The sequence below is a fragment of the Shumkonia mesophila genome, assembly GCF_026163695.1.
Classification (GTDB): Bacteria; Pseudomonadota; Alphaproteobacteria; order Rhodospirillales; family Shumkoniaceae; genus Shumkonia; species Shumkonia mesophila.
Map to the genome: position 1 here is coordinate 19631 of NZ_JAOTID010000021.1, position 22425 is coordinate 42055.

At 69.6% G+C, this 22425-nt stretch carries 17 protein-coding genes; 9 read left to right on the top strand and 8 right to left on the bottom strand.

All coding sequences use genetic code 11. The annotated features are described in order from the left end of the window. Positions 1-146 precede the first annotated feature (146 nt). A complete protein-coding gene (gene hisG / locus ODR01_RS22915; protein ID WP_316980040.1) occupies positions 147-1019 on the bottom strand; it encodes an ATP phosphoribosyltransferase in 873 nt (290 codons plus the stop codon). A 181-nt stretch (positions 1020-1200) separates the two neighbouring features. Between hisG and ODR01_RS22920 the strand changes: the two genes are divergently transcribed. Continuing rightward, positions 1201-2112, top strand: a complete 912-nt coding sequence (locus ODR01_RS22920) for a DMT family transporter (protein ID WP_316980041.1) — start codon at positions 1201-1203, stop codon at positions 2110-2112. A 111-nt stretch (positions 2113-2223) separates the two neighbouring features. Here ODR01_RS22920 and ODR01_RS22925 read toward each other — a convergent pair whose 3' ends face one another. After that, on the bottom strand, positions 2224-3156 hold the full coding sequence (locus ODR01_RS22925; protein ID WP_316980042.1) for a GNAT family N-acetyltransferase: 933 nt from the start codon (positions 3154-3156) through the stop codon (positions 2224-2226). Positions 3157-3249: 93 nt separating this feature from the next. On the opposite strand from ODR01_RS22925, the gene ODR01_RS22930 reads away from it, so the two are divergent. Beyond that, entirely contained in the window at positions 3250-3717 is a 468-nt protein-coding gene (locus ODR01_RS22930; RefSeq protein WP_316980043.1) for a hypothetical protein, read from the top strand. A 243-nt stretch (positions 3718-3960) separates the two neighbouring features. Here the strand turns inward: ODR01_RS22930 and ODR01_RS22935 are convergent, their stop codons facing one another. Then, complete coding sequence (locus ODR01_RS22935) at positions 3961-4854, bottom strand: 50S ribosomal protein L11 methyltransferase (RefSeq protein ID WP_316980044.1); 894 nt, start codon at positions 4852-4854, stop codon at positions 3961-3963. A 32-nt stretch (positions 4855-4886) separates the two neighbouring features. Then, entirely contained in the window at positions 4887-7148 is a 2262-nt protein-coding gene (locus tag ODR01_RS22940; protein ID WP_316980045.1) for an ATP-dependent helicase, read from the bottom strand. Between the two features lie 123 nt (positions 7149-7271). Here ODR01_RS22940 and ODR01_RS22945 point away from each other — a divergent pair, with 123 nt between their 5' ends. Then, on the top strand, positions 7272-8306 hold the full coding sequence (locus tag ODR01_RS22945) for a S1C family serine protease (RefSeq protein WP_316980046.1): 1035 nt from the start codon (positions 7272-7274) through the stop codon (positions 8304-8306). 95 nt (positions 8307-8401) lie between these two features. On the opposite strand, the gene ODR01_RS22950 is transcribed toward ODR01_RS22945, so the two are convergent. Further along, a complete protein-coding gene (locus ODR01_RS22950) occupies positions 8402-10186 on the bottom strand; it encodes a chloride channel protein (RefSeq protein WP_316980047.1) in 1785 nt (594 codons plus the stop codon). Between the two features lie 198 nt (positions 10187-10384). On the opposite strand from ODR01_RS22950, the gene ODR01_RS22955 reads away from it, so the two are divergent. The 5 genes from ODR01_RS22955 to groL all read left to right on the top strand — a co-directional run bounded on the left by ODR01_RS22955 (position 10385) and on the right by groL (position 15699). Beyond that, positions 10385-11176 (top strand): glycosyltransferase family 2 protein, encoded by a 792-nt coding sequence (locus ODR01_RS22955; RefSeq protein WP_316980048.1) that lies wholly within the window; start codon positions 10385-10387, stop codon positions 11174-11176. An 11-nt stretch (positions 11177-11187) separates the two neighbouring features. Continuing rightward, positions 11188-11940, top strand: coding sequence for a TVP38/TMEM64 family protein (locus ODR01_RS22960; protein WP_316980049.1), 753 nt, complete (start codon positions 11188-11190; stop codon positions 11938-11940). Between the two features lie 11 nt (positions 11941-11951). Then, a complete protein-coding gene (locus ODR01_RS22965; RefSeq protein WP_316980050.1) occupies positions 11952-13601 on the top strand; it encodes an ArnT family glycosyltransferase in 1650 nt (549 codons plus the stop codon). 127 nt (positions 13602-13728) lie between these two features. Beyond that, positions 13729-14034 carry a co-chaperone GroES gene (gene groES / locus ODR01_RS22970; protein WP_316980051.1) on the top strand — a complete coding sequence of 102 codons (306 nt, stop codon included), beginning with the start codon at positions 13729-13731 and terminating at the stop codon, positions 14032-14034. A 12-nt stretch (positions 14035-14046) separates the two neighbouring features. Continuing rightward, positions 14047-15699, top strand: a complete 1653-nt coding sequence (gene groL, locus ODR01_RS22975; RefSeq protein ID WP_316980052.1) for a chaperonin GroEL — start codon at positions 14047-14049, stop codon at positions 15697-15699. Positions 15700-15773: 74 nt separating this feature from the next. On the opposite strand, the gene ODR01_RS22980 is transcribed toward groL, so the two are convergent. Then, positions 15774-16202, bottom strand: a complete 429-nt coding sequence (locus ODR01_RS22980; protein WP_316980053.1) for a tellurite resistance TerB family protein — start codon at positions 16200-16202, stop codon at positions 15774-15776. Between the two features lie 425 nt (positions 16203-16627). Here ODR01_RS22980 and ODR01_RS22985 point away from each other — a divergent pair, with 425 nt between their 5' ends. Next, positions 16628-18385, top strand: coding sequence for a putative bifunctional diguanylate cyclase/phosphodiesterase (locus ODR01_RS22985; RefSeq protein ID WP_316980054.1), 1758 nt, complete (start codon positions 16628-16630; stop codon positions 18383-18385). A 123-nt stretch (positions 18386-18508) separates the two neighbouring features. Here the strand turns inward: ODR01_RS22985 and ODR01_RS22990 are convergent, their stop codons facing one another. Continuing rightward, the gene (locus ODR01_RS22990; protein WP_316980055.1) at positions 18509-21274 is read right to left on the bottom strand and encodes an ATP-dependent DNA helicase; all 2766 of its coding nucleotides are present in this window, start codon (positions 21272-21274) and stop codon (positions 18509-18511) included. A gap of 60 nt (positions 21275-21334) precedes the next feature. After that, complete coding sequence (locus tag ODR01_RS22995) at positions 21335-22423, bottom strand: M48 family metallopeptidase (RefSeq protein WP_316980056.1); 1089 nt, start codon at positions 22421-22423, stop codon at positions 21335-21337. Between the last annotated feature and the right edge of the window lie 2 nt (positions 22424-22425).

Sequence of the window (22425 nt, forward strand, 5' to 3'; positions counted from 1 at the left end):
GGCCTATAACCGCCACACGCACTTTAGGTTCCACGGAATTTTGGGGACACCTTTGGAATTTTGGGGACACCTTACTAAATTCGGACGCCTCCGCCTCTTCCGTGGTTTCTGCCCGAATTTAGTAAGGTGTCCCCAAAATTCCCGTCTCAGCAGAGCTTGCGGATGTCGAGTTCCAGGATGCCTTCGGCGCCGTTGGCCCGAAGCTTGGGGATGAGTTCGCGCACCTCGTCGCGGTCGACCACCGTTTCCACGGCCACCCATTTCTCGTCGGTCAGGGGGTTGACGGTCGGCGAATTGAGGGCGGGCAGCACGGCGACGATCGCATCGAGTTTGGCGACCGGCGCGTTCATCTTGAGCAGCACCTTATGGCGGGCCGCCAGCGCGGCGGTAAGCAGCAGCGCCACCTGCTCGATCTTGTTCTTCTTGAAGGGGTCCTTCAGCGCCTCTTTGTTGGCGATCAGCACGGTGTGGGTGTGCAAAAGGTCGCAGACGATGCGCAGCCCGTGCGCGCGGATGGTGCTGCCGGTCTCGGTGATCTCGATGGCGGCGTCGGCCAGTCCCTGCACCACCTTGCCCTCGGTGGCGCCCCACGAGAAGTCGACCTTGGCCTCGATGCCGCGCTCGGCGAGATAGCGCTTGGTGAAGCCGACCAGCTCGGTCACCACCTTCTTGCCCTGAAGGTCCTCGACGCCCTTGATCGGCGACTCGCGATCGACGATCAGCACCCAGCGGGCCGGCTTGTCCGACGCCCGCGAATAGACGAGGTCGCAGACCGTCTCGACATCGGCTTCGGTTTCCATCACCCAGTCGAGCCCGGTCAGCCCGCAATCGAGCGCGCCGCTGGCCACCGTCGGCCCCATTTCCTGCGAGCGCACCAGGGCGCAGGTCATCTCGTCGTCGTCGATGGCCGGGAAATAGTTGCGCGAACGCCCGCTGATCTTCCAGCCGGCCTGGCCGAACAGGTCGATGGTCGCCTCTTCGAGGCTGCCCTTGGGAATTCCGAAACGAAGCTGTTGCATGGCCGGAGCCCTTTTGACATCAGGGGGTGCGCGAAAACCGCCGCTCAATAGCAAGGGCGGCAGGCCGGCGCAACCCCCGTCTGCGAAACGCTCTCAGAACCACCGGGACGCGCGATGCCGGAGTTGACCGCCCCCCACGCGAAATGATTAGGTCCGTCGATCCCGCCGAAAGAGCCCGCGCATGACCGCTTCTTCCACCCCGCCAGCGACCGCCGCCCCCCGCGCCTCGGGCGCCGCCGCCGCCGCGGTGCTGGCCATCGCGCTGGCCGCCGTCTCGCACGGCTCGATCTTCGTGCGCCTGGCCGACGCCCATCCCTTCGTCGTCTCGGCCTTCCGGGTGGGCACGGCGGCCCTCGTCGTGGTGCCGGTAGCCATCGCCCTGCGCCGACGGGAACTGGCCGCGTTGGATCGCCGCACGGTGCTGGCCAGCCTCGGCGCCGGCCTGTTCCTGGCGCTTCACTTCATCACCTGGATCGCCTCGCTCGGCCAGACCTCGATCGCCAACAGCACCGTGCTGGTGACGCTCAACCCGGTGTGGATCGCCATTGCCACCGCCCTGATCACCCGCCGGCGGCCGGGCGGATTGGTGGCCGCCAGCGTGACCCTGTCGGTCGCCGGCTGCGCCGTCATCGCCTGGGGCAGCGCCGGCGACGGCTCGGGCTCGCTGGTGGGCGACGGGCTGGCCGTGCTGGGCGGCATGTGCGCCGCCGGCTATCTGATGATGGGCCGCCTGGCCCGCCAGCGGGGCATCTCGCTCATCTCCTACGTCGCGCTGTGCTATGGCGGCGCGGCGGTGCTGTTGTGGGCGCTGGTCCTGGCGCTCGGCCTGCCGGTCGCCGGCCTCACCCCGGTCACCTACGGCGCCATGATCGGCATGGGGCTGATCTCGCAGGTGATCGGCCACAGCGGCTACAACTGGGCGCTCAAGCTGTTCAATCCGGCCTTCATCGCCGTCTGCCTGCTGGGCGAGCCGATCCTGGCCTCGGCACTCGGGTTGATCTATTTCGGCGAGGCCATTCCGCTGGCCACCCTGGCCGGCGCCCCGATCATCATGGCCGGCATCTACCTGGGGGCGCGGGCCGAGTTGCGCTGAGGCGCTGATATCCTTCGACTTGCGCCGCTTAAGCGACGCGGCTCAGCGATGAGGTTATTTATAGGTTTCCTCATCCTGAGCAGGACCGAAGGCCCGTGTCGAAGGACCGGCTCAGGAGATGAGCTGGCCGGCCTCGACGGCATATTCCCATACCGGGTAGTCGGCGGCGTGGCGCAGGCCGGCGCGTTCCATGGCGGCGCGGGACGGGGCGTTGGTGGCGTCGACGTAGCCGACGATGGGCAGGCCCCAGCGCTCGGCAACCAATTGGGTGACGTGGCGGCACATCAGGTCGACCGAGCCGGTGCCCCAGTGGCGGCGCAGGCTGGCAATTTCGCCGACCAGCACCTCCCTGCTCATCGGCGTGTAGTGCAGATAGCCGGTGATGGCGCCGTCCCTGACCGCCAGCAGGGCGCCGCCGACGGGGGCGGTGAGGCGCTCGCGCATCTGGGCCTCGTCCCGGGGGACGGCGCCGGGATGGTGGGCGAAGGCGCGGTTGTAGAGGTCGGCCAGGGCGGCGAACAGCGGCGGCTCGGCGGCGGCCATGGCCGGCGTCAGCTCGTGGATGGCGTAGCCGGCGGCCAGCGCCTTCTCCGCCCCCGGGAACTCGCCTTGGCGCGGCGGTCCCGGATCGCGCACATACTTGCAGCGCCCCGGCTTTTTCACGAAGCCGAGCGCGCCCAGTTCGGCCTCGGGCAGCGCCAGGTCGGGCGGCCCGGCCAGCTGGTAGCGCCGGACGGCGGGGCCGGTTTTCTCCTCGCCGTCCAGGAATTCGCCCAGGCAGGCCAGCAGCGGCCCGGCCCGCCCGCCCCGGGGCGTGATGGAGACCGAAACGAGGAGGCTGCCGTCCGCCCGCGGCGTGCGGCCGACGGTGAGGGAGGCCGCCGGCGCCCCGCCTTCCAGATAGAAACGATCCCGGCCGCGCTTGAGCACGAAGCCGCGCACGTCGACGGTGGCCATGTACTCACGGCCGTCAGCGTCGGATTCCTCGAACAGGAAGGCGACATAGGCCTCGACGTTGCCGGGGGTGACGGGAACCAGAACCATGGCGCCGTCATACCCCGGGATGGGGCGGGGCTTCAAGGCGCGTGGCTTGCGCGGGCGGGGGGCGGGCGCGTATGATCGGGCAACGACGTACGGTTGAAGCACGTGTTCAGCCACAACATGGCAAGGGACAAGAACATGCACATGATGGATACCGGGAGAAACGGCGACATGATGGCGGCGTGGCGGGCCACCGGCGGCGCCATCGAGGCGATGGGGCGGAGCGGCGATCGGGCCGTGGGCGACGACGGGCTCCAGGCGATGACGCCGACCGACTTTAACGTCTGCTATGTCGACGACGGACTGACGGCGACGGCGTTCAGCGGCCGCCCGTTCGGCTGCGCCGACGACGGGCTTCAGGCGACGGCGCCGACCAACTTTGCCCCCGGGTACGGTTGCGCTGACGACGGGCTGGCCGCCACGATGAGGTCGAGCGTTGCCGCATGTTTTGCCGACGACGGGCTGACGGCGACGGCGTTCAGCGGCCGCCCGTTCGGCTGCGCCGACGACGGGCTGGCCGCCTCGGTCAGCACCTTCCAGCGGCCGTGGTGCATCGCCGATTGACCTTCCGCCAACAGCGGACCCCAGTGATTCCGGCCCCCTCCGCGGGGCCGGAATTGTTTTGGGGGGTCCTTCGACACGCCGGCTTTGCCGGTTGCTCAGCGGCTGTGTTGTCTGTCAAGCGCATGGCCATGGTTTTTGGCCCCGAGCGATGGCGTTGAGGACGCGACATGGAAGTTGAACCTCACGCCGAGCCGGATCGCAGGTCCGAGTCGAAGCACGCTTCCGTTCGGCAGTCCGCCCTTGTCAGTCGTGCCGCGGCCGGCGAAGCACCAACGTCCGCCAGCCGCCAACGTCGACGTGACGGGCGAGCGCGAGCCCGGCCTGGCGGTGGGCGTCGAGCACGGCGCCCGCATCGCCGACGATGAAGCCGGCCAGCACCGCGAAGCCGCCGGGCCTCAAGTTGCGGGCGAGGTCGGGCGCCATGTGCCGCAGCGGCTTGGCCAGGATGTTGGCGACGATCAGGTCGTAGGGGCGGCGGTGGCCGATCTCGCGCGCCGCGTAGCCGTCGCTCAACACCACCCGCACCCGCGAGGCGACGCCGTTGGCCTGCGCGTTGGCGGCGGCCACGCGCACCGCCGCCGGGTCGACGTCGCTGGCCAGCACGCGGGCCGGCCAGGTGTGCGCGGCGGCGATGGCCAGGATGCCCGAGCCGCAGCCCATGTCCAGCACCCGGCGGATGGGCCTGTGCGCCAGGCCGTCCAGCGCCTTGAGGCAGCCGGCGGTGCTTTCGTGGCGGCCCGAGCCGAAGGCCAGCCCGGCGTCGACCTTGAGCGGGATGCACCCGGCCGGCAACGGTCCGGCGAAATCCGAGCCGTGCACGAAATAGCGGCCGACGGTGAAGGGTTCGAAGGCGCGGCGGTTCTCGTCCAGCCAGTCGCGCGGCGGCAGCCACACGATGTCGGGACGGGGCGGCGCCACGGCGCAGGCGGCGGCCGCCCCCTCGATGGCGGCGCGCACGGCCGCTTGGTCGGGCTCGTCGGCCAGGAAGGCGTCGAGACGGATCTCGGCGGTGGCCGGGTCCTCGATCATCGGCCAGATCACCGCCCCCGACAGGCTTTCGAGAGCCTCGGCGAACGCTTCGGCGGCATGGCGCGGCACGATCAGCGACAGGCGCCAGACGGCGGGTTGGAAGGTCATCGATGCGTCCCCGGTTGCGGCGGCCCCCGGCGTTAAACGGCCTCGACGAAGCTGTCAATCACCTTCTTGTCGCCGGCCTTCTCGAAGGCGATTTCGAGCTTGTTGCCGTCGATGGCGACGATGCGGCCATAGCCGAACTTCTGGTGGAAGACGCGCTGGCCGACAGCGAAGCGGCTGGCCGCCGCCGTCGCCGGCTGGATGCTCCAGGCGACGTCATCGAGCAGCGGCGCGGCGGCGCGGCGGCGCGGCCAGCCGCCGCCCGACCCGAAACGCCCGGCCTCGCCAAAGCCGCCGCGCCCGCCGGCCTCGCCCCCCCGATAGAGGCCGGGGGCGGCCCTGGCGGCGACGTGCTCGGCCGGCAGCTCGTCGACGAAGCGCGACGGGATGGCGCTCTGCCACTGGCCATAGACCCGCCGGTTGGCGGCGAAGCTGACGATGGCGCGCCGGCGCGCCCGGGTCAGGCCGACATAGGCCAGGCGCCGCTCCTCCTCCAGCCCGCCGGTGCCGCTTTCGTCCAGCGCCCGCTGATGGGGAAACAGGCCCTCCTCCCAGCCGGGCAGGAAGACGGTTTCGAACTCCAGCCCCTTGGCGCCGTGCAGCGTCATCAGGTTGACCTTGTCGTCGGCCGTCGACTCGTCGTTTTCCATGACCAGGCTGACGTGCTCGAGGAAGCCGGCCAAGTTCTCGAATTCGCCGATGGCGGCGACCATTTCCTTCAGGTTCTCCAGCCGCCCCGGGGCGTCGGGGGCGCGGCTTTGCTTCCACATCGTCGTGTAGCCCGATTCGTCCAGCACCTGGGCGGTCAGGTCGGCGGCGTCCATGGTGGAAAGCAGGCCGCGCCAGCGATCGAAGTCGGCCAGCAGCGCCGCCAGCGTGGCCCGCGCCTTGGGCTTCAGCTCGTCGGTGGCGACGATGTCCTCGACGGCGCGCGTCAGCGGCACGCCCTGCGCGCGGGCCAGCACATGGACGGCCTGGAGCGTCGAGGCGCCGATGCCGCGCTTGGGCACGTTGACGATGCGCTCGAAGGCCAAGTCGTCGGCCGGCTGGGCGATGACGCGCAGATAGGCGATGGCGTCGCGGATTTCCTGGCGCTCGTAGAAGCGCTGGCCGCCGATGACGCGATAGGGGATGCCCAGCGTGATCAGCCGCTCCTCGAACTCGCGGGTCTGGAAACCGGCCCTGACCAGGATGGCCATCCCGTTCAGCGGGTGTTTCTTGGCCTGGAGCGATTCGATCTCGTCGCCGACGAAGCGGGCCTCCTCCTCGCCGTCCCAGACCCCGTTGACGAGCACCTTGTCGCCCGCCTCGCCCTCGGTCCACAGCGTCTTGCCCAGGCGCCCCTCGTTGTGGGCGATCAGCCCGGAGGCGGCGCCCAGGATGTGCGGCGTCGAGCGGTAGTTGCGCTCCAGCCGGACCACGTGGGCACCGGGAAAGTCCTTCTCGAAGCGCAGGATGTTGCCGACCTCGGCGCCGCGCCAGCTATAGATCGACTGATCGTCATCTCCGACGCAGCACAGGTTGCCGTCGTTGCCGGCCAGCAGGCGCAGCCACAGGTACTGGGCGACGTTGGTGTCCTGGTACTCGTCGACCAGGATGTAGCGGAACTGCCGGCGATAGTGGGCCAACGCTTCCGGGTCGGCCAGGAACAGCGTCAGGCAATGCAAAAGCAGGTCGCCGAAGTCGCAGGCGTTCAGCGCCTTCAGCCGGTCCTGGTATTCGCCATAGAGGTCGAGGCCATGGCCGTCGCAGGCGTCCGAGCCTTCCGCCGCCGTCACCTTGGCAGGCGTGAGCCCGCGGTCCTTCCAGCGCTGGATGGCGGAGAGCACCAGGCGCCCCGGCGTCTTCTTCTCGTCGATGCCGCGGGCTTCCAGCAGCTGACGGATCAGGCGCAGCTGGTCGTCCTCGTCGAGGATGGTGAAGGCGGGGGTGAGGCCGAGGACCTCGGCGTGGCGGCGCACGATGCGCGCGCCCAGGGCGTGGAAGGTGCCGACCCACCAGCCCTCGACCTCGCGCCCCAGCAGGTCGGCCACCCGTTCGCGCATCTCGCGCGCCGCCTTGTTGGTGAAGGTGACGGCCATGATCTCCCACGGCCGGGCCTTGCCCTGAAGCAGGATGTGGGCAAGGCGCGTGGTCAGCACGCGGGTCTTGCCGGTGCCCGCCCCGGCCAGCACCAGAAGCGCGCCCTCGGTGGTTTCCACGGCCTGGCGCTGGGTGTCGTTGAGCCCCGCCAGATAGGGCGACGGCGCGGCGACGGCGGGGCCGGGGGAATCGGTGAACTCGAAGGGATCGGACATGGACGGATATATAGCCACAGGCCGACGCGCTGTCTGCGGCGAAGTGTCGGCGGCCGGGGTCTTTTCACCACCCCCCGTCATCCCCACCTGATTCCCTGAGCCATCCCTTTGGAGGGACCGCCGATGCAGATTTCCGCCCCCATCCGCCGGGCGGCGCGGTTCTTGGGAATCCTCGTTGGAGGAACGATCGCCGGCCTCGCCTTTCCGGCCGCCGCCGACAGCCTCGCCCAGGAAGACGTCCAGCGCATCATCGAAGCCGTGGTCGGCATCGAGGCCCAGGTCCCGGCCGACGCCCGCAGCGTCGAATCGCTGGGCCGCCAGCGAACCGGCACCGGCATGGTCATCGACGGCAACGGCCTGGTGCTGACCGTCGGCTATCTGATCCTGGAAGCCGCCGAAGTGTCGGTCTACGGACCCGACGGCCGGCCGGTGCCGGCCGCCGTCGTCGGCTACGACCACGAGACCGGCTTCGGCCTGGTGCGCACGGCGCTGCCGCTCAAGGTCAAGCCGCTGGCGCTGGGCCGCTCGGCCGAACTCGAGGTCGGCGACAGCGTGCTGGCGATCGCCCGCCTGGGACCGGCCCCGGTGATGCCGCAGATGGTGGTCAACCGGCGCGATTTCGCCGGCAACTGGGAATACCTGCTGGAAAACGCGCTGTTCACCTCGCCGCCGCTTCCCGGCTTCGGCGGCGCCGCCCTGATCGGCGTCGACGGCACGCTGCTGGGCGTCGGCTCGCTGTTCGTCCAGGACGCCATCGCCGGTCACGACCCCCTACCCGGCAACATGTTCATCCCCATCGACCTCCTGAAGCCCATCCTGGCCGACCTTTTGACCGACGGCCGGCGATCCGGCCCGGCGCAACCGTGGCTCGGCCTTTACACCGGCGAAACGGGCGGCCGGGTGGTGATCGCGCGCGTCGTGGCCGGCGGCCCGGCGGAGGCGGCCGGGCTGAAACCCGGCGACATCATCATGGGCGTCGGCGGCAAGAGCGTGCAGGACATGGTCGATTTCATGCGCAAGGTGCGCACGCAGGGCAAGGCCGGCGACGACATTCCGATCGACGTCATGTCCGGGGCCACCGCCGACATGACGATCGGCCGGCGCGTCATCCATTCCCGCGACCGCCACGACTGGCTGCGCCTGAAGCGCGACCTGTAGGCCAATTTCGGGGACACCATCCTTCCAATTTCAGGGACACCATACTTAATTCACCTTGAATTAAGTATGGTGTCCCTGAAATTACCGAAATTACCCTACTCGTGCTCCTCGCGGCGGCTGTCGACCAGGGCGCGGTTGTAGGCGGCGATGACGTCGCGCTCGTGGACGCAGCCGCGCAGCACCCCGGTGTCCGTCGAATCGACCACCGCGATGTGTTCCTCGCCGGCATCGCGCATGGCCGTGAGTGCGCTCCCAAGATCGGCGTTGACGGGCAGCATCGGCGGATGCAGGCGGGCGACGTCGCTGGCGGTGAGCAGGTCGTCGCAATCGGCGTCGAAGGCCATCTCGCTCAGGTCCTGCAGCGTGATGGTGCCCAAGAGGGTGCCGTCGCCGCGCACGACGAACACCTCGCCGACCCGCGACTGCAGAAGCCGGGCGCGGATTTCCGGCAGGCGGACCCCCTCGGTCACGGTGACGCACACGTCATCCATGACGTCGCGCACCCGGATGCCACGCAGCAGCGCCGCCTCGAAGCCGGCCTTGAGGTCGATGCCGCGCCTGGCCAGCTGGAAGGTGAAGTGGGAATGGCCGGTGACCTGCTTGGTGATGACCGAGGACACCACCACCGCCACCATCACCGCCAGGGTCACGGCGTAATCGCCGGTCATCTCGAAAATGATCAGCGTGGTCGAGATGGGCGCGCCCAGCACGGCGGCGGCGACCGCGCCCATGCCGACGATGGTATAGGAATCGGCCCCCGACGACAGGCCGGGGACGAGCTGGGTGACCACGGTACCGTAAGCGCCGCCGAGCATGGCGCCGATGACCAGGGACGGGCTGAACACGCCTCCGGCAAAGCCGAAGCCGATGCTGAGGATGGTGGCCAGCAGCTTGCCGAGGAAGGCGGCGGCCAGCACGGCCAGCGGCAGCGCGCCCCGCATCGCGTCGTCGGTCACCCCGTAGCCGAGGCCCAGGACCTGGGGCACCGCCAGCGCGATGGCGCCGACCAGGAGGCCGCCGGCCATCGGGCGCAGCCACACCGGCCCCGGCAGGCGGCCCACCCCGTCCTGGAGCGCCGCGGTGCCGCGGATGAAGGCGATGGCGGCCACCGCCGAAAGGACGCCCAGCACCAGGAAGGCCGGGATCTCGCCCAGCGAGACGCCGGGGTGCTGGGCGATGATGAAGGCCGGGTAGTCGCCGAAATAGGCGCGCGACGCCATGGTCCCCACCACGCTGGCCAGCACGATGGGGGCGAACGAGCTGAGCCCGTAGGAACCGATGACCACTTCGTTGGCGAAGAGGGCCCCGGCGATTGGCGCGTTGAAGGAGGCCGCCACCGCCGCCGCCACCCCGCAGCCCATCACGGTACGGGCCAGCATGCGCGTCAGGCGCAGCGTCTTGGCCAGCCAGCCGCCGAGCGCCGCGCCCAGGTGGACGGCCGGCCCCTCGCGCCCGACCGAGGCCCCGACACCGATGGAAACGGCGTCGACGAGCGCCGTCTTGAGGCCGCGGCGCAGCGACATGCGGCCGCTGCGAAAGGCGTTGGCGGCGATGACGTCGGCCACGTTCGACGGCCGCCGGCGCCGGATCACGAAGCGGAACAGCAGGCCGACCAGCAGCCCGCCCGCCGTCGGCGCCGCCAGCACCCACCACCACGGAAGGGTCATCACGTGCTCGACCAGGCGCGGGCTGGTGGTGCCGTAGAAGACGCCCTGCACCAGGGCGATGGCCTCGCGGAACAGGATGATCGCCCCGGCCGACAGGGCGCCGACGGCGATCGCCAGGATGGCCAGGATCAACTGGTCGTTGCGGATCGTCCGCCGGGCCCGCATGAGGACCCGGCTGATGGTCAGTCGGCTGGTCGGCAGGCGCTTCTTCATGGATTCCCCGTTCGGCGCTCCGTCCCTGTCAATACGGGCTTTCTGGCCCTCTCGTCAAAGGATTGGCGCATGAGAAGGGCCATCCCCCCGCGGGGGCGCCCGGGCGAAGGGCGTTGCCGCGCCCGGCGGCCTATGCCATAAGCGGGACGCGAAAAGGCCGCCGCGGCAGCGACGGCAGGGTGGAAATGCGCGCGGACGATGAGCGGAACGAGCCTGAAAGAGCCGATGGACGGTGGCGACGCGCCAAGGATGGCGGGGCCGGAGCTTTCGGTCGTGGTGCCGGTCCACAATGAATCCGAGAACGTCGTTCCGCTGATCCTGGAAGTGCTGGCGGCGCTGGACGGGCAGTTCGACTTCGAGCTCATCTACGTCGACGATTGCAGCGACGACGCGACGCCGGACCTGTTGGCCGACGCCCTCGGCCGCTTCCCACGCCTGAGGGTGCTCCGCCACCGCGCGCGGACCGGCCAGAGCGCCGCGCTGGCCACCGGCATCGAGGCCGCCCGCGGGCGGACCATCGCCACGCTGGACGGCGACGGCCAGAACGACCCCGCCGACATCGCCGCCCTGGTGAAGCAGTTGCAGGAATCGCCCGATCCCGACCGCCTGCTGGTCGCCGGCCATCGCGCCCGCCGCCGCGACACCTGGGTCAAGCGCCTGTCCTCGCGCGTCGCCAACGGCGTGCGCCGCGCCCTGCTTGGCGACGGCACGCCGGACACCGGCTGCGGGCTCAAGGTGTTCACGCGAACGGCGTTCCTGGCGATGCCGCGCTTCGATCACATGCACCGCTTCCTGCCGGCCCTGATGCTCCGGGCCGGCGGCACGGTGGTGTCGGTGCCCGTCAACCACCGGCACCGTACCAAGGGGCGCACCAAGTACGGCGTCTTCGACCGCCTGTGGGTCGGGCTGTTCGATCTGATCGGCGTCATGTGGCTGCAGCGGCGGCGCATCGTCCCGACGGCGGACGAGATCGCGGCCAAGCGGGATTGAGGAAGCGGCCCGTGCCTCAAAAAGCCGTTCCGACACGCACAACCCTTTTGGTCCGCGGCTTTTTCATGATCGCCGCCTTCGTCGCCGCCGGCCTTTTCGTGCGCGCGCTGGAAGAGGGCCAATTCCTCAATGCCGAATGGGTCGACGCCGTCGTCCGCGACCACGGACTGACCGGGCAGGTCGTCTTCCTGGCCGTCGGCGCGCTGTTCACCGCTTTCGGGCTGCCCCGCCAGGTGGTGTGTTTCCTTGGCGGTTATGGCTTCGGATTCATGCTGGGCACGGCGCTGGCGCTGACCGCCACGGTGATGGGCTGCACCATCGCCTTCCTGTTCGCCCGGCTGGCCGCCCGCGACCTTTTGGCCCATCGCTTCTCCGGGCGCCTGCGCCGGGCTGACGCCGTTCTCGGCAAGACCCCGTTCTCGGTGATCCTGACCATCCGCCTGCTGCCGGTCGGCAGCAACCTCGCCACCAACCTGGTGGCCGGGGTGTCGAGCGCCGCGCTGTGGCCGTTCGTCGCCGCCTCGGCCCTCGGCCACCTGCCGCAGACGGTGGTGTTCGCCCTGGTCGGCAGCGGCATCAACGTCGACCCCGAGATCCGCCTGACCCTGGGCATCGTCCTCTTTGTCCTTTCCATGCTGCTGGGCACACACCTCTATTTCCGGCTGCGCAAGGATGCTACCCTTTGGGGCGTCATCGAAATGGCCGGCGGCGCCACCGGTGCCGAAGGCGCGCCCGCCGCCGCCAGCCCGCGCATTCCCGATTGAGGCTCCGGACCTTGGCTCGCCGCACGTCCGACGACATTCTCTCGCAACCGCTGCTGTGGACCGGCCTGTGGCTGGCGCTGGTCGCCGTCACCCTGTTCAGCCGGCCGCTGATGCCCGTCGACGAGACCCGCTACCTGTCGGTGGCCTGGGACATGTGGCAGCGTGGCGACTTCCTGGTCCCCCACATCAATGGCGAGCCCTACAGCCACAAGCCGCCGCTGCTGTTCTGGCTGATGCACGCCGGATGGGCGGTAACGGGCGTCAACGAGTGGTGGCCGCGGCTGGTGGCGCCGCTGTTCGGCCTGGGCTGCCTGTTCCTGACCCGCAGCCTGGCCCGGCGCCTGTGGCCGGATCGGCCCGAGGTCGCCCTCCTGGCGCCGGTGATCGTGCTGGGCAGCCTGTTCTGGACGCTGTTTTCCACCCTTACCTTCTTCGATCCGCTTCTCGCCTTCTTCGCGCTGCTCGGCATCGGCGGCCTAATCACCGCCCGGCAGCGGGCGGGTTGGCGGGGGTTCATCGTCACCGGCGTCGCCATCGGCCTGGGCGTGCTGGCCAAGGGGCCGGCCATCCTCGTCCACGTGCTGCCGGCCGCCCTGCTGGCGCCGCTGTGGGCGCCGCGCCTGATCGGGCCCTCGGGCGCCGCCGCGCCGGGGCCGGGCTGGCCGCGCTGGTATGCCGGCGTGCTGGTTTCGGTGCTCCTCGGCGCCGCCATCGGGCTGGCCTGGGCGGTGCCGGCCGCCATGTCCGGCGGTCCCGAATACGCCAACGCCATCTTCTGGGGCCAATCGGCCGGCCGCATGGTGGAATCCTTCGCCCACGGGCGGCCGTGGTGGTGGTTCGCGGCGCTCCTGCCGGTGATGCTTCTGCCCTGGCCGGCCTGGCCGGGGGCCTGGCGGGCCGTGGCCGGCGGAAGATTTGCCCTTTCCGAGGGCGGTGTCCGCCTCTGTTTGGCGTGGTTCGTGCCGGCCCTGCTGGTGTTTTCGGCGATCAGCGGCAAGCAGCCCCACTACCTGCTGCCCGAGTTCCCGGCACTGGCCTTGATCCTGGGCCGCCTGCTTGCCGATGCCGACCCGGCCCGGGCCACCGGCCGGCGCGCCCTGCTGTTGCCCGGGCTGATCTTCGCCGCCATCGGCATCGCGCTGGCCGCGGCGCCGGTCACCTTCGCCGGCCGCATCGTCGCCGTGCACCTGTTGCAGCCGGCCTGGGCCGTCCTTCTGTTCCTGGCCATCGCCGCCGCCGTCCGGCTGGTTCGCGGCGGCCGGCTGTCGGCCGCCGTCTTTGCCCTTACCCTGATGAGCGCCGCCGCCGTCGGCGCCGTCCACCTGGCGGCCCGCCCGCTGCTGGCCGAGGCCTTCGACCAGGCGCCGCTGGCCCGCCAGTTGGGCGACTGGCAGCGGGCCGGCAGCCCGCTGGCCCATTTCGGAAAGTATCACGCCCAGTTCAACTTCCTGGGCCGGCTGACCGCCCCCGTCGACATCATCGACAACATGGCGGAGGCGGCGGCGTGGACGACCAGAAACCCCACGGGCCGCATCATTTCCTACGAAAGCCGGCGCTCGGCCTCCGGGCCGGTGCTGGTCCTTCCCTTCCGCGGCAAATGGGTCGAGGTGTGGGAGGCCGCCGTGGTCGCCCGCGACCCCTCCGTCCTCCATCGCAACTAGCCTTTTTTGCACCGCCCGCCCTTGACACGGGGAACAAACCCTCATAGATCGTTGGCACTCACTCAGGGAGAGTGCTAACGACATCGTTTGTCGATTTATCGTCAGTGATTTCTACGGAGGACACATCATGAAATTCAGGCCGCTGCACGATCGCGTGCTGCTTCGCCGCGTCGAGCAGAATGAAAAGACGGCGGGTGGGATCATCATTCCCGACACCGCCAAGGAAAAGCCGATGGAAGGCGAGATTCTCGCCGTCGGAAGCGGAAGCCGTAACGAAGACGGCAAGATCGTTCCGCTCGACGTCAAGGCCGGCGACCGCGTGCTGTTCGGAAAGTGGTCCGGCACCGAGGTCAAGATCGACGGTGAGGACCTGTTGATCATGAAGGAATCCGACCTTCTCGGCATCATCGAGAAGACCAGCAAGAAGAAATAGGGGATAACTACAATGGCTGCGAAAGACGTAAGATTCGGCGGCGACGCCCGGGCTAAACTGCTGGCCGGCGTCGACGTGCTGGCCAATGCCGTCAAGGTGACTCTGGGCCCGAAGGGCCGCAACGTGGTGCTCGAGAAGTCGTTCGGCGCGCCGCGCATCACCAAGGACGGCGTGACGGTCGCCAAGGACATCGAACTGGCCGACAAGTTCGAGAACATGGGCGCCCAGATGGTGCGCGAAGTCGCCAACCGGACCTCGGACGAGGCCGGTGACGGCACCACCACGGCGACGGTTCTGGCCCAGGCCATCGTGCGCGAAGGCTCCAAGGCTGTGGCCGCCGGCATGAACCCGATGGACCTGAAGCGCGGCATCGACCTGGCGGTCGAGTCCGTCATGGCCGACCTCAAGAAGCGCTCCAGCAAGGTTTCGACCAGCGGCGAAGTCGCCCAGGTCGGCACCATCTCGGCCAACGGCGAAGTCGAAATCGGCAAGATGATCGCCGAAGCGATGGAAAAGGTCGGCAACGAGGGCGTGATCACCGTCGAGGAAGCCAAGAGCCTGCATTCCGAGCTCGAAGTCGTCGAGGGCATGCAGTTCGACCGTGGCTACACTTCGCCCTACTTCATCACGAACGCCGAAAAGATGACGTGCGAGATGGAGAGCCCCTACATCCTGATCCACGAGAAGAAGCTGTCCAGCCTGCAGCCGCTGCTGCCGGTCCTGGAAGCCGTGGTCCAGTCGAGCCGTCCGCTGCTGATCATCGCCGAGGACATCGAGGGCGAGGCCCTGGCCACCCTGGTGGTCAACAAGCTGCGCGGCGGGCTGAAGGTCGCCGCTGTCAAGGCCCCCGGCTTCGGCGACCGCCGCAAGGCCATGATGGAAGATCTCGCCATCCTGACCTCCGGCCAGGTCATCTCCGAAGACCTCGGCATCAAGCTCGAGAACGTCAACCTCACCATGCTGGGCCGCGCCAAGCGGATCATCATCACGAAGGATGACACCACCATCGTCGAAGGCGTTGGCGGCAAGAAGGACATCGAAGGGCGCTGCAACCAGATCCGCGCCCAGATCGAGGACAGCACCTCCGAATACGACAAGGAGAAGCTGATGGAGCGGCTGGCCAAGCTGGCCGGCGGCGTGGCGGTGATCCGCGTCGGCGGGGCCACCGAGACCGAGGTGAAGGAGCGCAAGGATCGCGTCGACGACGCCCTGCACGCCACCCGCGCCGCGGTCGAGGAAGGCATCGTCGCCGGTGGCGGCACGGCCCTGCTCTACTCCTCGCGCATCCTCGACAAGGTCAAGGGCGCCAATCCGGACCAGCAGGTCGGCATCGACATCGTGCGCCGCGCCCTGCAGGCCCCGTTGCGCCAGATTGCCGAGAACGCCGGCCATGACGGCGCGGTGGTCGCCGGCAAGCTGCTCGACCAGAAGGACACCACCTATGGCTTCGACGCCCAGTCCGGCACGTACCGGAACCTGGTGGAAGCCGGCATCGTCGACCCGACCAAGGTCGTCCGTACCGCTCTGCAGGGCGCCGCTTCGGTGGCCAGCCTGCTGATCACCACGGAAGCCATGGTCGCCGACCGGCCGGAGAAGAAGGAGCCCATGGGTGGCGCCCCCGACATGGGCGGCATGGGCGGCATGGGCGGCATGGGCGGCTTCTAAGCCTGCCTCGTCCCAGCCTTTAGAAAAGGGAGCCGCGCCTTCGGGCGCGGCTCTTTTTTATGGCCGGAACCGCCTTACCGGACTTCCAGATCGGCCGGTTGCAGGCGGGCAAAGCGGGCGCGGGCGCCGCGCTCGATGCCGGCGGCGATCAGGCGGTCGACCTCGAGATGGTGGCGGGCCATTTCGAGGAAACGCAGTTCCTCCTGATGGACTTCGCCGTCCGCCGCCACCACGTCGCAGGCAAGCGCATAGGCGGTTTCCCGCAGTTTTTTCGGCAGCAACGCCATGATTCGCTCGAAAGCCCTGTCCAGGCCGTCCTCGTCCTGAAGAAGATCGATGCAAGCTGCCGCCGTCTGGCCGAGATCGTCGATCTCGAAGCCGGCGAAGACCGGCAGGTTGGAAATCATGTGGCTGATTCGCCGCATTTCGGCATCGGTGATGTCGGTGTCGGCAGCCGATGCGAGAACCATGATGTAAATCAAAGCCGTGTGGTGGCCGATCATGAACCGATCCGTCCGGATGGACGCTCCCTGCCCGGTGTTCCGCGAATTCTACCCTCGCGGCGGCCCGCGTCGTCAAGATTTCGTGAGCCGGAGATCGGCCCGCCATTGCCACCCATAAGTGGTATGTCGGCGATGGAAATGCGATTTCATTGAAAAATATCGGACAACCCCATATTTTCGTTGCCACGGCCCTCCCGGGTCCGGACGGAGGGGCAAATAGGATCTCGGCAGCAGGGCACGGGTGCATGCGTACGGCGCACTCGAGGGGAGATCTGCACAATTGGGGTGTGCGATCCGCTGTTGGCAAACGGCGAATCGCCATGTATGGGATATCGGGGCGTCCGACTCGTTGAGACATCGGCGGCAAGCTTCGGCTCGCGGCGTCGGCGTTTTTCCGATCCGGACATAGGGGTACGGCCGGTGGCATGACCACAGCGTCAAACATCCATACGGCGAATCATCCCGAACTCTCGCGCGCTATCATCGAGGGTTCGCTCGACGCCATCCTCACCTTCGGCGAGGATGGGAACATTGCCACGTTCAATCCAGCGGCCGAACGGATGTTCGGTTATCCGGCCGCGGAGATTGTCGGACAGCCCATCGAGACGCTGCTGCAGGGTGAACGGCGAACGGGCGTGCGCGATCACGCCAAGATGGATTCCCTGTGGGACAAGCTGGCCGCCGACGGCAAGAACCACGAGTGCATGGGCCGCACCCGCGAGGAAGAGGCCCTTCACCTGGAAATCAGCGTCAGCCGGACGACGGTGGCCGACGTCGCCGTCTTCATCCTGATGGCGCGCGACGTTTCGCTGCGCAAGCGCGAGGACGCCCACACCCGCTTCCTGGCCCATTTCGACAGCCTGACCGGCCTTCCCAACCGCACGCTGTTCGAGGAACGGGCCAGCCAGGCCATCACCCAGGCGCGCCGCACCGGCGTGGTGCTGGCCTTGATGATGCTCGACCTCGACCGCTTCAAGGAGGTCAACGACTCGCTCGGCCATCAGGTCGGCGATCGCCTGCTGGTGGCGGCGGCCAAGCGGATTCGGGAAAGCGTGCGCGAAACCGACACGGTGACCCGGCTGGGCGGCGACGAGTTCGCCGTTCTCGTCACCAATCTCGCCGACCCCACCGGCGCCGCCACTGTCGGGGAAACCATCGTGTCGGCGCTGAACAGCCCCTTCGACCTGGACGGCGAACGCGTCATCACCAGCGCCAGCCTGGGCATCACCACCTTCCCGGCCGACGGCGCCGGGGTCGACGTCCTGCTGCGCAACGCCGACCGCGCGCTCTACCGGGCCAAGGCCAAGGGCCGCAACACCTATCAGTTCTACGTGCCGGAAATGGACGCCATGATCCAATCCCGCAAAGCCCTGGAAAGGGATTTGCGCCGCGCACTGGACGTCGGCGAACTGTGCCTCGAATACCAGCCCGCCGTCGACGCCGTCACCGGCGAGATCACCAGCGTCGAAGTCCTGGTCCGCTGGAACAATCCCGAACGCGGCCGCCTGCCGGCCCGCGAGTTCATCCCGGCGGTCGAGCGGACCGACCTGATCCTGCGTCTCGGCCGCTGGGTCATGCGCGAGGCCTGCGCGCAGGTCAAGGCCTGGCGGGACGTCGGCCTGCCGACGCCTCGGCTGTCGATCAACCTGTCGCCGGCCGAGCTGCACCACCGCGACCTGGTGGCCGAGATCGTCAAGATTCTGGACGAGATCGGCCTGGCCGCGTCGCTGCTGCAACTGGAGTTCTCGGAAGAGGCCTTCCTGCTGGCGGTCCAGAAAAACCCCCAGAGCCTGGCCCGGCTGCGCGAGATGGGGGTCGGCATTTCGCTCGACAATTTCGGCAGCGGCGTCTCTTCCATCGAGGCGCTCAAGCGCCACCCGGTGAGCCGGCTCAAGGTCGATCGCTCGTTCCTCGACCGCCTGGACGAGGCCGACGAGGGCGAAACCCTGCTCGGCCCGCTGGTCGAACTGGCGCGCGGCCTGGGCGCCCAGGTGACCGTCGAATCGGTCGAAACCCGCGACCAGATGAAGGAGGCCCAACGGCGCGGCGCCACCGAGCTTCAGGGCTATTTCCTGTGCCGGCCGGTCGACCCGGAGGTCCTCTCCGGCCTGCTCAGGGCCGGCAACCTCTATCTCGACGACGCCGTCACCGGCTTCGTCGGCTGCAACACCCCCGGCACCTGAATTTCGAATTTCGGCGACAGGGGTATTTTGGGGACACCATACTTAATTCGCGAAAAGACGTTGCACCTTGAGCGCAACGAGCGGTGAAATCGAATTAAGTATGGTGTCCCCGAAATACGGCGCTTAGGCGCCGGCGGCGCCTTCTTCCGATCCCAGGAACGTGCGCGTCAGCGCGATGGCCTCGGCGAGGCCCAGGCGCTGGAGGACGACGCCGGCCGGAAAGGCGGAGGCGAAGCGCGATGGCATGGCCCGATCCAGCAGCACGAAGACGCCGCGGTCGGTGGCCCGCCTTATCAGCCGCCCATAGGCTTGCTTGAGGCGCAGGCGGGCCAGCATACCGTCGTAGTCGGCGCCGCCGAAGGCCTCCTTGCGGGCGCGGTGCAGAAGGGTCGGCCGCGGCCACGGCATGCGGTCGAAGACGATCAGCCGGAGCGAGCGCCCCGGCACGTCGACGCCGTCGCGAACCGCGTCCGTGCCCAAGAGGCAGCTGTTCTCCTCGGCGCGGAAGATGTCGATCAGGGTGCCGGTATCCATGGCGTCGACGTGCTGGGCGAGCAGGCCGAGCCCGGCGGCGTCCAGCGCCGGGCCGATCCGGCGATGCACCTCGCGCAGCCGGCTGATGGCGGTGAACAGGCCAAGCCCGCCGCCCCCCGCCGCCAGGAACAGTTCGCGATAGGCCGCCGCCACCTGCTCGGCGCTGTTGCGCTCGACGTCGGTGACGACCAGCACGCGGGTCTGGGCCGGATAGTCGAAGGGCGACTCGATGGCGGCGCGGTGCTCGCGGGCGGCCACGTGGCGGATGCCGACCCGAAGATCGGCCGCCGCCCAGTCGAGCGCGGCATCGCCGCTGCCGTCCCGGAGCGACGCCGAGGTGACGAGCAGGCCATGGGCCGGTTCGGCGACGGCGGCGGCAAACGGGCGCATGGGGTCGATCCAGTGACGGTGCATGCCGACGTCGATCTCGCGGCCGCCCTCGCGGTCGAGGGCCAGCCAGTCGACGAAATCGGGGGGCGTCTCGCCGCTCAGCGCCGCCAGCATGTCGCGCCAGCCGTCGAGGGCCATGACGCCGCGGCGCTCCAGGCTGCGGCAGACCGACTCGATGCGCGATCGCGAGGCCGTTTCCAGGGTATCGGATTCGTCGTCGAGCAGGCCGGCCAGGGCGGCGATCAAGGCTGCCGTCGGGCCGCGTATGGCGGCCAGCGCGGCATCCAGCGCCCGGGCGGCCTCGATGAGGCCGGGAACCGGCGGCCGGGGATGGGCCTCCAGGCCGTAGGGCGAGCGGCTGTCGGGATCGCGCGCCAGCACCTGCTGGCGGACGCGGGCCAGGAAGGCCTCGGTCGGCCCCACCGGGTTGCCCCCCGCCATGCGTTCCCGCCAGCCCGGGGCCGGCAGGGCGCGTGCGGCGTTGAGCAGGGCGTCCAGCGCCTCGGCCGCCTTGTCGGCGCCGTCGGTCAGCAGGTCCTCGACGCGGGCCCTGAGGCCGCGGCTGCGCGAGCGGCCGCGCGCCTCGGCGCCCAGCAGCCAGCGCCGAAGTTCGGCGGTCTCGAAACCCGACAGGTGGGCCGAGAAGGCGGCGTCCGCGGCGTCGAACAGGTGGTGGCCCTCGTCGAACACGTAGCGCACCGGCATCGCCGTTTCCTCGCCGCCGCCCAGCGCCGCCTGGATCATCACCAGGGCGTGGTTGGCGACCACGATTTCGGCCCGCCGGGCGCGGCGGATCGAGCGCTCGACGAAGCACTTGCGGTAGTGCGGGCAGGCCGAATAGATGCATTCGCCCCGCGTGTCGGTCAGATCGAGCGTCAGGTTGCGCCCGACCAGGCCGGCCAGCCAGGCCGGGAAATCGCCGCCCACCATGTCGCCGTCGCGGGAAGCCAGCGCCCAGCGCGCCATCAGGCCCAGCGGCACCGCCCCCGGGGCGCCGTGGACCGGCAGCCGGGCCACCGCCTCGTCCATGTTCAAGAGGCAGAAATAGTTCTCGCGGCCCTTGCGGATGACCACCTTCTCGGCCTTGCGGTCGGGATCGGGATAGACGCGATCCAGTTCGGCGTCGAGCTGGCGCTGCAGGTTGCGCGTGAAGGTGCTGATCCACACGCCGGAGCCGTTCTTCTCGGCCCACACACTGGCCGGGGCCAGGTAGCCCAAGGTCTTGCCGACGCCGGTGCCGGCCTCGGCGATGACGAAGTGCGGCTCGCCGGCGACATCGCGCGGCTGGAAGGCCGCCGACACCTGCGAGGCGTATTCGGCCTGCTGCGGACGCTCCTCGGCCGCCTCGCCCAGCAGCCGGACCAGGCGGGCCCGCGCCTCGATGGGCTCGACCGGCCAGTCGCCGGTGGGCGGTTCGAGCGGCCGCTCGGTCCATTCCTTGAGGCGCAGCCAGACGCGCAGGCCGTTGGCCAGCCCGCGCGAATGCGGCGTCTCGCCGGCCCCCAGGGCGGCCAGCACGGCGCCGCCCCACGGCCAGCCGCCGCTGGCCATCGCCCAGGCGATGGGCGCCGCCGTCGGATCGGCGCCGGCCAGTTCGGCCAGCAAGGCCCGCGTCGCCGCCAGCAGCGTCGCCGCCGCCTGCTCCAGCGTCGAGGGCAGCGGCAGGTCGAGGGCCTCGGCGAGGCCGCGCGGCGTCGGCAGGCAGAAGCGGGCCGGCCGCACGAAGGCGAACAACTCCAGCAGGTCCAGCGCCTCGAAGCGGGCGGTGCCCAGCCGCTGGGCGGTTTCGGGGGCGTGGCAGACCAGGGGCGCCACACCCTCTCCCAAGCGGCGCGCTGCCTCGGGAAGCGCCAAGGTCTCCACCTCGCCGTCGGGGGTTACCCAGGCGGCGGCGCGAAGCCCGGCGACGACGGCGGGGGCTTGCGGCACAAGCACGCGGGCGGAGGGGGGAACGCTGGGCTTCATGGTGCGGAGTATAGTGGGCGGCGCCCTCTCCGCCACCTGCGAAACCGCCCGGAGGGGTTCCTATTTCCCGCACATGCGGCGGACCGACCGCCACTGCTCGGGGTCGATCGGGCGGATCTCGGCCGGCGGGACATCGAAGGCCGCCGCCCGCTCGTCCGACGGGGGATGGGTGGAAAAGAAGGCGAGCAGGCGCTCCTGGTCCTTGTACTGGGCGCTCAACCGCTCGAAGAAACGGGCCAGAGCACGGGGGTCGAGGCCGTTGCGGCCGAGGATGTCGGCGCCGAGTTCGTCGGCCGCCCGTTCCATGTCCCGCGAATAGGCATTGCCCAGCAGCAGCGTGCCGACCCCGCCCAGCACCGTGCCCCCGGCGACATCGCCGAAGAAGAGGCCGAAGAAGGCGGAAACCGTGGCCCTTTCGATGGCCATGCGGGTGGGATGGCGCAGCATGACGTGGCCGATCTCGTGGGCCAGCACGCCGGCCAGCTCGTCGCCCGACTCGGCGAACCCGAGCAGGCCGGAGAACACCACGATGTGACCGCCCGGCAGCGCCACGGCGTTGACGAGGGGCGAACGCACGACCCACACGCGCAGGGGAACGATGTCGTCCGCCGGCGGCCGCACCCGGTCGACCAGCGCCGTCAGCCGGGCGTCGCCGTCGGAATCGCCGCAGACGGCCGTCCCCTCGCCGGTCCGGCGGCCGACGGCGTCGGCGATGCCGGGGACCAGACGGGCCCCGAAGCGGCGTTCGAGATCGCTGGGAATGGCCTCGGCGATGAAACCGGCCAGGGCCGGCAGCACCAGCCAGAAGAACAGCCCGACGACGGCGACGGCGGCGCCGCCCCACAGCAGGACGGGCCGCCACACCGCGCGGCCGCCGCCCTCGCCCTTCGCCAGGTCGGGGCACGCCGCGCGGATCGCCGCCGCGGCCTCGGCATCGTCGACGCTGAGCCGCTCGTCGCTGCCCAGCCGGCGCAGGCGCAGGGTGGGCCGCACCGCCTCGGGCGGGTCGGCGTCGCGCACCTCGGCGGCCGGCCAGCGCATCGGACGGCCGCCCTCCACCTCGATGACGAGAAACGCCCCGTCGGCGACCACGAAGGCCGGCCGGCCCTCGGCCGATACGCCGTCGCGGTAGGTGGCGGCGAAACGCATGG